This is a genomic window from Streptomyces sp. NRRL B-24572 (assembly GCF_002156145.1).
In the GTDB taxonomy this organism is placed as follows: domain Bacteria; phylum Actinomycetota; class Actinomycetes; order Streptomycetales; family Streptomycetaceae; genus Streptomyces; species Streptomyces vietnamensis.
The window spans coordinates 1-7,930 of record NZ_MWIG01000645.1 but is presented as its reverse complement, the minus strand read 5'-3'; the positions used below and the strand labels follow the sequence as shown (position 1 = coordinate 7,930).

Annotated in this window: 8 protein-coding genes; 5 read left to right on the top strand and 3 right to left on the bottom strand. The window is 72.4% G+C overall.

Annotated features, from left to right (window positions below):
• Window positions 1–461 precede the first annotated feature (461 nt).
• Genes CCN56_RS32540 through CCN56_RS32525 form a run of 4 tightly spaced genes read left to right on the top strand, consistent with a single transcriptional unit; the run spans window position 462 to window position 4,725 of the window.
• Window positions 462–3,263: a nitrate- and nitrite sensing domain-containing protein gene (locus tag CCN56_RS32540; protein WP_086831470.1), complete on the top strand. Its 2,802-nt coding sequence runs from the start codon at window positions 462–464 to the stop codon at window positions 3,261–3,263.
• Entirely contained in the window at window positions 3,260–3,709 is a 450-nt protein-coding gene (locus CCN56_RS32535; RefSeq protein WP_041128171.1) for a roadblock/LC7 domain-containing protein, read from the top strand. Before CCN56_RS32540 ends, CCN56_RS32535 begins: the two co-directional genes overlap by 4 nt.
• A 10-nt stretch (window positions 3,710–3,719) precedes the next feature.
• The gene (locus CCN56_RS32530; RefSeq protein ID WP_086831469.1) at window positions 3,720–4,145 is read left to right on the top strand and encodes a DUF742 domain-containing protein; all 426 of its coding nucleotides are present in this window, start codon (window positions 3,720–3,722) and stop codon (window positions 4,143–4,145) included.
• Window positions 4,126–4,725 (top strand): ATP/GTP-binding protein, encoded by a 600-nt coding sequence (locus CCN56_RS32525; protein ID WP_086831468.1) that lies wholly within the window; start codon window positions 4,126–4,128, stop codon window positions 4,723–4,725. Before CCN56_RS32530 ends, CCN56_RS32525 begins: the two co-directional genes overlap by 20 nt.
• A gap of 12 nt (window positions 4,726–4,737) precedes the next feature.
• On the opposite strand, the gene CCN56_RS32520 is transcribed toward CCN56_RS32525, so the two are convergent.
• The 3 genes from CCN56_RS32520 to CCN56_RS32510 form a co-directional block, all read right to left on the bottom strand.
• Window positions 4,738–5,895, bottom strand: a complete 1,158-nt coding sequence (locus tag CCN56_RS32520; protein ID WP_086831472.1) for a lipid-transfer protein — start codon at window positions 5,893–5,895, stop codon at window positions 4,738–4,740.
• Between the two features lie 26 nt (window positions 5,896–5,921).
• Window positions 5,922–6,395: a Zn-ribbon domain-containing OB-fold protein gene (locus tag CCN56_RS32515; RefSeq protein WP_086831467.1), complete on the bottom strand. Its 474-nt coding sequence runs from the start codon at window positions 6,393–6,395 to the stop codon at window positions 5,922–5,924.
• A gap of 73 nt (window positions 6,396–6,468) precedes the next feature.
• Entirely contained in the window at window positions 6,469–7,290 is an 822-nt protein-coding gene (locus tag CCN56_RS32510; protein ID WP_086831471.1) for a M15 family metallopeptidase, read from the bottom strand.
• Between CCN56_RS32510 and CCN56_RS32505 the strand changes: the two genes are divergently transcribed.
• Window positions 7,289–7,849, top strand: a complete 561-nt coding sequence (locus CCN56_RS32505) for an NUDIX domain-containing protein (RefSeq protein WP_086831466.1) — start codon at window positions 7,289–7,291, stop codon at window positions 7,847–7,849. The genes CCN56_RS32510 and CCN56_RS32505 overlap by 2 nt on opposite strands.
• Window positions 7,850–7,930: the final 81 nt, after the last annotated feature.

Here is a 7,930-nt window from a genome sequence, read left to right as displayed (position 1 = left end):
GGGCCGGCCGCGCCTCGTGTTCCATTGTCCTGTCACTCCCCACCACTGAACGACTTCAGGGTCGGTTGCCCGTCTTGAGCGGCTTTACGCGGACAGAACCCTCCCCGTACTTATTGACGCACGAGAGAGCGAAAAGGTTTCGCCCGGGTGGGGGGCAACGCACCACAGATCTCGGCGGAACGAACAGTTCCAGCCATCCGTGCAGGCCGGAGAAAGGGCACATCGCAAGGTGTCCTGCGCCACAGTGGCCAATCTCAACTCCCGTAATACCAGGACATCTCATGATCAACACTCACTCGACAGGCTGAAAATAGCTCGGACACGCCTTCGGGATGGTCGTGATGCAGTAGTAGGCTCGCGCCGCCGTTTGTTGAAATTCAAGGTTGACGCCGCGTGTTGACGCCGGACGTCACGAACGTGAAGGACCCCCGTGGCGCACGGGGGCCGAGCTGGGGGAGGCCATGCGCTTTCGCGGGAAGTCCATCCGCAGGAAGATCGTGGCGTTGCTGCTCGTACCGCTCGTCTCCCTCACCGGACTGTGGGGTTTCGCCACGGTCCTGACGGGCCGTGAGGCCGATCAGCTCCTCGACGTCGGCTACATCGTCGACAAGGTCGGCTACCCCCTGGAGGACACCGCCCGGGTCATCCAGATCGAACGCCGGCAGTCGCTCATCTACCTCGCCGACCCCCGTGGCTCCGACGCCCTCGCCTCCCTGCGCGAGACCCGCAGTGCCACCGACCGGCAGATCGCCCGCATCCGCGCCAACGCCGCCGACCCCGGCGTACGTGAGACCATGCGGCCCGTCACCACCCAGCGGCTCAACTCCCTCCTCGACGCGCTCGACGGCCTCGCCTCGCTGCGCCGCTCCGTCGAGAGCCGCGACATCGGCCGCATGCAGGCCCTCGAGTTCTACAACCGGCTCGTCGACCCCTGCTACAGCTTCCTCATCACCCTCCACGCCCTCGAGAACGTGGAGATGGACAAGCAGGGCCGCGCCCTCGTCGGCATCACGCGCGCGCGTGAACTGCTCTCCCGTGAGGACGCCCTCGTCCTCTCCGCGCTCGTCGCGGACCGCTTCACCACCGAGGAGATCCGCGAGATCTCCGACCTCGTCGCCAACCGCGAGCAGTTCTACGAGGTCAACCTCGAACTCCTGCCCACCGCCGAGCGCGAGCACTTCGAGAAGTACTGGCGCAGCCCCAGGACCCTGCCGCTGCGCACCGCCGAGAACGCGATCGTCGAAGAGGGCCCCACCGGCAGCCCGCGCGCCATCACCGCCGCACGCTGGCAGGACCAGGCGAGCCCCGTCCTCGACGACCTGGCCCGCGAGAACACCGCCGCAGGCGACCGCTACCAGGAGCGCGTCAAGCCCGCCGCGTACAGCGTCCTCCTCAAGGTCGGCATCGCCGGCGTCCTCGGCTTCCTCGCCCTCATCGCCTCGATCGTCATCTCCCTCCGCATCGGCCGCGCGCTCATCCGCGACCTGCGCCGCCTGCAGAAGGAGGCCCAGGAGGTCTCCGGCGTCCGGCTGCCCAGCGTCATGCGCCGCCTCGCCGCCGGCGAACAGGTCGACGTCGGCACCGAGGTGCCCCACCTGAAGTACGGGGAGGACGAGGTCGGCGAGGTCGGCCAGGCCCTCAACACCCTCCAGCGCGCCGCCGTCGAGGCCGCCGTCAAGCAGGCCGAACTGCGCCGCGGCGTCTCCGAGGTGTTCGTCAACCTCGCCCGCCGCAACCAGGTCCTGCTCCACCGTCAGCTGACCCTCCTCGACACCATGGAGCGGCGCACGGAGGACACCGACGAGCTGGCCGACCTCTTCCGCCTCGACCACCTCACCACCCGCATGCGCCGCCACGCCGAGGGTCTCGTCATCCTGTCCGGCGCCGCCCCCTCCCGCCAGTGGCGCAAGCCCGTCCAGCTCATGGACGTGGTCCGCGCCGCCGTCGCCGAGGTCGAGGACTACGAGCGGATCGAGGTGCGCCGACTGCCCCGCCTCGGCGTGGGCGGCCCCGCCGTCGCGGACCTCACCCACCTCATCGCCGAACTCCTCGAGAACGCCACGGTGTACTCGCCCCCGCACACCGCCGTCCAGGTCCTGGGCGAGCGGGTCGCGAACGGCTTCACCCTGGAGATCCACGACCGCGGCCTCGGCATGAACCCCGACGCCCTGCTCGACGCCAACCTCCGGCTCGCCGAGACCCCCGAGTTCGAGCTCTCGGACACCGACCGGCTCGGCCTCTTCGTCGTCAGCCGCCTCGCCCAGCGCCAGAACGTCCGGGTCTCGCTGCAGACCTCCCCGTACGGAGGGACCACCGCGGTCGTCTTCATCCCGGCCGCGCTGCTCACCGACGCGCCCGAGACCCAGGGCGCCGGATTCCGGCTCGACCGCAAGACCCTGGAGCGCCCGGGGCACACGGGCGACGCGGCCGGCGACGGCGGCACCCTGCCCCTCCGCAGGCCGGCCCTCGCGAAGGTCCCCGACGTGGCCGAGGCGCCCGGACCGCTCGACGGCCCCGTGGAGCTGGAGGCTCCGCTCGGCACCGAGGACTTCGACGTCCTCCTCGACCGGTCCGCGGACCTCCTCGACAGCGACAGCGAGCGCGGCGGCCTCTTCCGGCCCCGCGACCGCCGCCGCACCGGACTCGTACCGGCCGGCGAGCAGCACGAGCAGGCACAGGACCGTACGGCGGGCCAGGACGCGCCCGCCGACGGCACGCTCCACGGCCCCGTACAGCTGCCGCGCCGCCGCACCCCGACGCTCGTCGTGGACCACGGCCGCCGCCTCGACGAGCCGGACGCCCACGCTCGGCCCGACCGCGCGCACCCGCAGGACCACCGGCCGGACTTCCCGCAGGACGACCGGCGGGGCTCCCTGCCGGGCCCGGGCGCGGGGCCCGTCCTCGTCCCCGTACCGCCGGAGGGTCCCGTGCCGCCGATGGGCTCCGTACCTCCGGAGGGTTCCGTGCCGCCGGAGGACCCGGATCCGTTCGGCGGGCTGCCCCGCCGCGTCCGCCAGGCCAGCCTCGCGCCCCAGCTGCGCGAGACCGAGGGCCCGGCCGGCCGCGGTAAGGGAACCCGCGCCGACGGCCGTACGGGCACCGGAGCGCCGTCCGACGGACCCGACTCCTTCGAGCGCGACGCCGAGGAGGTACGCGCGCGCATGGCCGCCATGCAGCGTGGCTGGCAGCGCGGCCGGCGGGACAGCACAGAGCCGGACGATCCGACAGCACAAGGAACGACACCCGAGGGGGACGGTCGATGACCGCACCGAACGCCGCAGCACCCAGCACGACCTCCGGAAACGGACGCGGAAACGGCGAGTTGAACTGGCTCCTCGACGAGCTCGTCCAGCGCGTCGGGTCCATCCGGAAGGCCCTGGTGCTCTCCAGCGACGGACTCCCCACCGGTGCCTCCCAGGAGCTGACCCGCGAGGACGGCGAGCACCTGGCGGCCGTGGCCTCCGGGTTCCACAGCCTCGCCAAGGGCGTCGGCCGCCACTTCGAGGCGGGCAAGGTCCGCCAGACGGTCGTCGAGCTGGAGGACGCCTTCCTCTTCGTCACGGCCGCCGGCGACGGCAGCTGCCTGGCGGTGCTGGCGGACGCCGACTCGGACGTCGGCCAGGTCGCCTACGAGATGACGCTGATGGTGAAGCGGGTCGGGGCCCACCTCACGACGGCTCCCCGGACCGGTCTGCCCTCGGGAGGGTGAGTGGGACGGCATGAGTGACGAAGCCGAGCAGAACCAGCGGAAGAGGGGCCAGACCCCCGGCCACCACCACTGGTTCGACGACGAGGCCGGGCCGGTGGTCCGTCCGTACGCGATGACCCGCGGCCGGACCAGTGCCGCCACCCGCCACCGGCTCGACCTGATCGCGCTGGTCGTTCCCGAGCCCGCCGCCGACGACCCCGGCCGGGACCAGACGCTCTCCCCGGAACACGTGGAGATCGTCGAACGCTGCTCCGAGCAGCCCCAGTCGATCGCCGAGCTCGCCGCCGGCCTCGACCTCCCCGTCGGGGTGGTCCGGGTGCTCGTCGGCGACCTCGTCGAGGACGAACTCGTCCATGTGACCCGCCCCGTTCCGCCGGCCGAGCTGCCGGACGTGAGCATCCTTCGCGAGGTGATCAATGGCCTTCGGGCGCTCTAGCCGCACCAAGCCGTACGTCGAGCCGGTGACCCTGAAGATCCTCGTCGCGGGCGGGTTCGGGGTCGGCAAGACGACGCTGGTGGGCTCGGTCAGCGAGATCAGGCCCCTGCGGACCGAGGAGATCCTCAGCGAGGCGGGGCGGCCCGTCGACGACCTGCACGGCGTCGAGACCAAGACGACCACCACGGTCGCCATGGACTTCGGCCGGATCACGCTGCGCGAGGACCTCGTCCTGTACCTTTTCGGCACCCCGGGGCAGGACCGCTTCTGGTTCCTCTGGGACGAGCTGGCCCAGGGGGCCCTGGGCGCCATCGTCCTCGCGGACACCCGCCGCCTGGAGGACAGCTTCGCCGCCATCGACTACTTCGAGCGGCGCGGCATCCCGTTCACGGTGGCCGTCAACTGCTTCGAGGGCGCCCAGCGGTTCCCGGCGGAGAGCGTGCGCGGCGCGCTCGACCTGGACCCCGAGGTGGAGCTGCTGATGTGCGACGCCCGGGACCGCGAGTCCGTGAAGAACGTGCTCGTGGCGGTCGTGCAGCACGCCCTCGTCCTCGCGGACCGGAGTCCGGTCACCACGTGACCGCACGGGCGGTCAGCGCACCGCCACCACCGCCGAACCGTGCCCGAACAGGCCCTGGTTCGCGGTGATCCCGGCCCGCGCGCCCGGCACCTGTCGGTCGCCCGCCGTCCCGCGCAGCTGCCAGGTCAGCTCGCAGACCTGGGCGATCGCCTGGGCGGGCACCGCCTCCCCGAAGGAGCCGAGGCCGCCACTGGTGTTGACCGGAAGGCGTCCGCCGAGGGCCGTCACGCCCTCCCGCAGCAGCTTGGCGCCCTCGCCCGGCGCGCAGAGCCCGATGTCCTCGTACCACTCCAGCTCCAGGGCGGTGGACAGGTCGTACACCTCCGCCAGGGACAGGTCCTCGGGCCCGAGCCCCGCCTCCTCGTAGGCGGCGCGGGCGATCGAGGCGCGGAAGGAGTGCGGGGCGGGGGAGACGGCCGCCGCCGAATCGGTCGCGATGTCGGGGAGGTCGAGCACCGCCTTGGGGTACGTGGGGGAGACGGTGGAGACCGCACGGACCCGGACCGGGTCGGGGTGCCCGTGCCGGCGCGCGAACTCCATGCTGGACAGCACGAGCGCGGCGCCCCCGTCCGAGGTGGCGCAGATGTCGAGGAGCCGCAGCGGGTCGGCGACGACGGCGGAGGCCGCGACCTCCTCGGCCGTCACGCGCGCGCGGTAGCGGGCCAGCGGATTGAGCGCGCCGGCCGCCGCGTTCTTCACCTTCACCTGGGCGAAGTCCTCGGCCGTGTCGCCGTACAGCGCCATCCTGCGGCGCGCGTAGAGCGCGAAGTACGCCGGGTTGGTCGCCCCGAGCACCCGGAACCGCAGCCAGTCGGGGTCGCCGGGCCGCTCGCCGCCGGCCGGGGCGAGGAAGCCCTTCGGCGTCGAGTCCGCGCCGACGACCAGGACCACGTCCGCGAGACCCGCCAGGATCTGGGCCCGGGCGGTCCCGATGGCCTGGGCGCCCGAGGCACAGGCGGCGTACACGCTGGTGACCCGCGCCCCCTGCCAGCCGAGGGCCTGGGCGAAGGTCGCCCCCGCCACGTACCCCGGGTACCCGCACCGCATGGTGTCGGCGCCGACGACCGAGCCGACGTCGGACCACTCCAGACCGGCGTCGGCGAGCGCGGCGCGGGCGGCGGCCGTCCCGTACGAGACGAAGCTCCGTCCCCATTTGCCCCAGGGGTGCATCCCGGCCCCGAGCACGGCGATGTCGTTCACGACCGCTCCTCCCGATCCGCCGTGGTGACCGGCCGCCAGTTCCAGGTGGTCCAGACGTGTTCCTCGTCCTCGTTCAGCACCCCCGGCACCACCTCGACCTCCGTCCCGACGGCGAGGTCGGCCGTCGTCACGCCGGGCGCCGCCTGCCCGAGCACCACCATCGCCTCGGCCGCGAGCTCGACGGCGACCAGGGTGTACGGCTCCCAGGGCGCGTCCGGGTCGGAGACGTACGGGGCGGGCGGACGGTACCGGCCGTCGGTGTACGACCAGACCCGGCCGCGCGGCGAGAGCGGGACCTCGGCCAGCTCGCCGCCGCCCGGGCAGCCGGGGTTGCGGCACCAGTCGTCCTCGCGCGGGAAGAAGACCGACGCGCAGGCCGTGCAGCGGGTGCCGAGCAGCCGGAACTCCGCCTCCGGCACGGTGTCGTCGGTGAACCACCCGGCCACCACCGGTCTGCGCGTCCGTGCCATCGGGACCTCCCGTGATCTGACGAAGCGTCAGAAGTGTGCCATGGGAGGCCGGTACTGAGAAGGGCCCGGTGACTCAGTGCCCGGCCACCGACCTCCGCGCCACCGGGAAGTCGAAGAACGTGGCCGGGAACGGCTCGGGCTTGAACGTGAAGTGCCACCACTCCTCGGGCAGGTTCACGAAGCCCTGCTCGGCGAGCGCTCCCCTCAGCAGATCGCGGTTGGCCCGCTGCTCGCCCCCGATCCGCGGGTCGTCGGTGTGCGAGAGGGTGTCGAAGCAGTCGAAGCCGGTGCCCATGTCCACGGAGTTGTCCGGAAAACGCTCCTCCTGCGGTGCGGAGCAGTCCACCAGCTCCTCACCCGGTACGTACGCGCGCGTGGGCGCCGCCGGAAGCCGCACGATCGTCAGATCCACCGTCGAACCCCGGCTGTGCCCCGACTTCTCCGCGATGTAACCGTCCGCGAACAGCCTCGACTTGTCGACGAGCGGATAGAACTCCTTCTTCATCCGCTCGTCCTCCAGGTCCTTCGCCCAGCGCACGAAGTGGTCCACGGCCCGCTGCGGCCGGTAGCAGTCGTACACCTTCAGCGTGTACCCCCGGACGAGCAGCCGGACCTGCGCGCGGTGCAGCGCCTCGGCCGCGGGGCGGGTCAGGATGCACAGCGGCTGCCGGTAGCCGTCCACCGGCTCGCCGACGAAGTTGTGCTCGGTCGTGTAGCGCATCTCCTGGAGGATCGTCGGGTCCACGGAGCTCAGGGCCACGAACTCCCGCGGCGCCTTGGGCTCCGGCGCGGCCGAGGCCGGGGGAGCGGGCGCGGCGACGGCACCGGTGACGGCGAGCAGCCCGGCCGCGGCCGTGACGGCGAGGGTACGGAGGGCGGTTGCGAGTCCAGTCATGCGCACCGTCTACCAGTTCCGGCAGCGCCGGGAAAGGGTGATCGCATACGGTCGGGCCGTGAAGGACTCCCACTGCTCCTCCTGCGGCGCCGCCCACCCGGCCGACGCCGGCTGGCCCCGCACCTGCCCGGCCTGCGGCCACACCGCCTACCGCAACCCGCTGCCCGTCGCCGTCGCCCTCCTCCCCGTCACCGATGCGACGGGGACGGGCCTCCTCGTCATCACCCGCACCATCGAACCCGCGCGGGGCGGGGTGGCCCTGCCCGGCGGCTTCATCGACCACGACGAGGACTGGCGCGCCGCCGTCGCCCGCGAACTCCGCGAGGAGACCGGCATCCCGGCCTCGGCCGAGGAGGTCCGCCTCGCCGACGCGCTGAGCTCCCCGGCCGGCCACCTCCTCCTCTTCGGCCTCCTGCCGGCCCGCCCTGCCGCAGAACTCCCGCCGTCGGCCCCGACGGACGAGACGAGCGGCCACCACGTCCTCAGGGCGCCGGCGGAACTGGCCTTCCCGCTCCACACGGAGGCGGTACGGAAGTGGTTCGGCGGCGCCTACGGGTGACCGGCCTCGGGCACTGGATCCCGGATCCAATATTCAGATCCCGGATCCGATATCCAGTATCTGAATATCGGATCCGGGATC

Bases quoted from the DNA above. Each gene is read 5' to 3' on its own strand.
- CCN56_RS32540 (WP_086831470.1), top strand. From the start codon at position 462: ATGCGCTTTCGCGGGAAGTCCATCCGCAGGAAGATCGTGGCGTTGCTG.
- CCN56_RS32535 (WP_041128171.1), top strand. From the start codon at position 3,260: ATGACCGCACCGAACGCCGCAGCACCCAGCACGACCTCCGGAAACGGA.
- CCN56_RS32530 (WP_086831469.1), top strand. From the start codon at position 3,720: ATGAGTGACGAAGCCGAGCAGAACCAGCGGAAGAGGGGCCAGACCCCC.
- CCN56_RS32525 (WP_086831468.1), top strand. From the start codon at position 4,126: ATGGCCTTCGGGCGCTCTAGCCGCACCAAGCCGTACGTCGAGCCGGTG.
- CCN56_RS32520 (WP_086831472.1), bottom strand. From the start codon at position 5,895: ATGCACCCCTGGGGCAAATGGGGACGGAGCTTCGTCTCGTACGGGACG.
- CCN56_RS32515 (WP_086831467.1), bottom strand. From the start codon at position 6,395: ATGGCACGGACGCGCAGACCGGTGGTGGCCGGGTGGTTCACCGACGAC.
- CCN56_RS32505 (WP_086831466.1), top strand. From the start codon at position 7,289: ATGCGCACCGTCTACCAGTTCCGGCAGCGCCGGGAAAGGGTGATCGCA.
- CCN56_RS32510 (WP_086831471.1), bottom strand. From the start codon at position 7,290: ATGACTGGACTCGCAACCGCCCTCCGTACCCTCGCCGTCACGGCCGCG.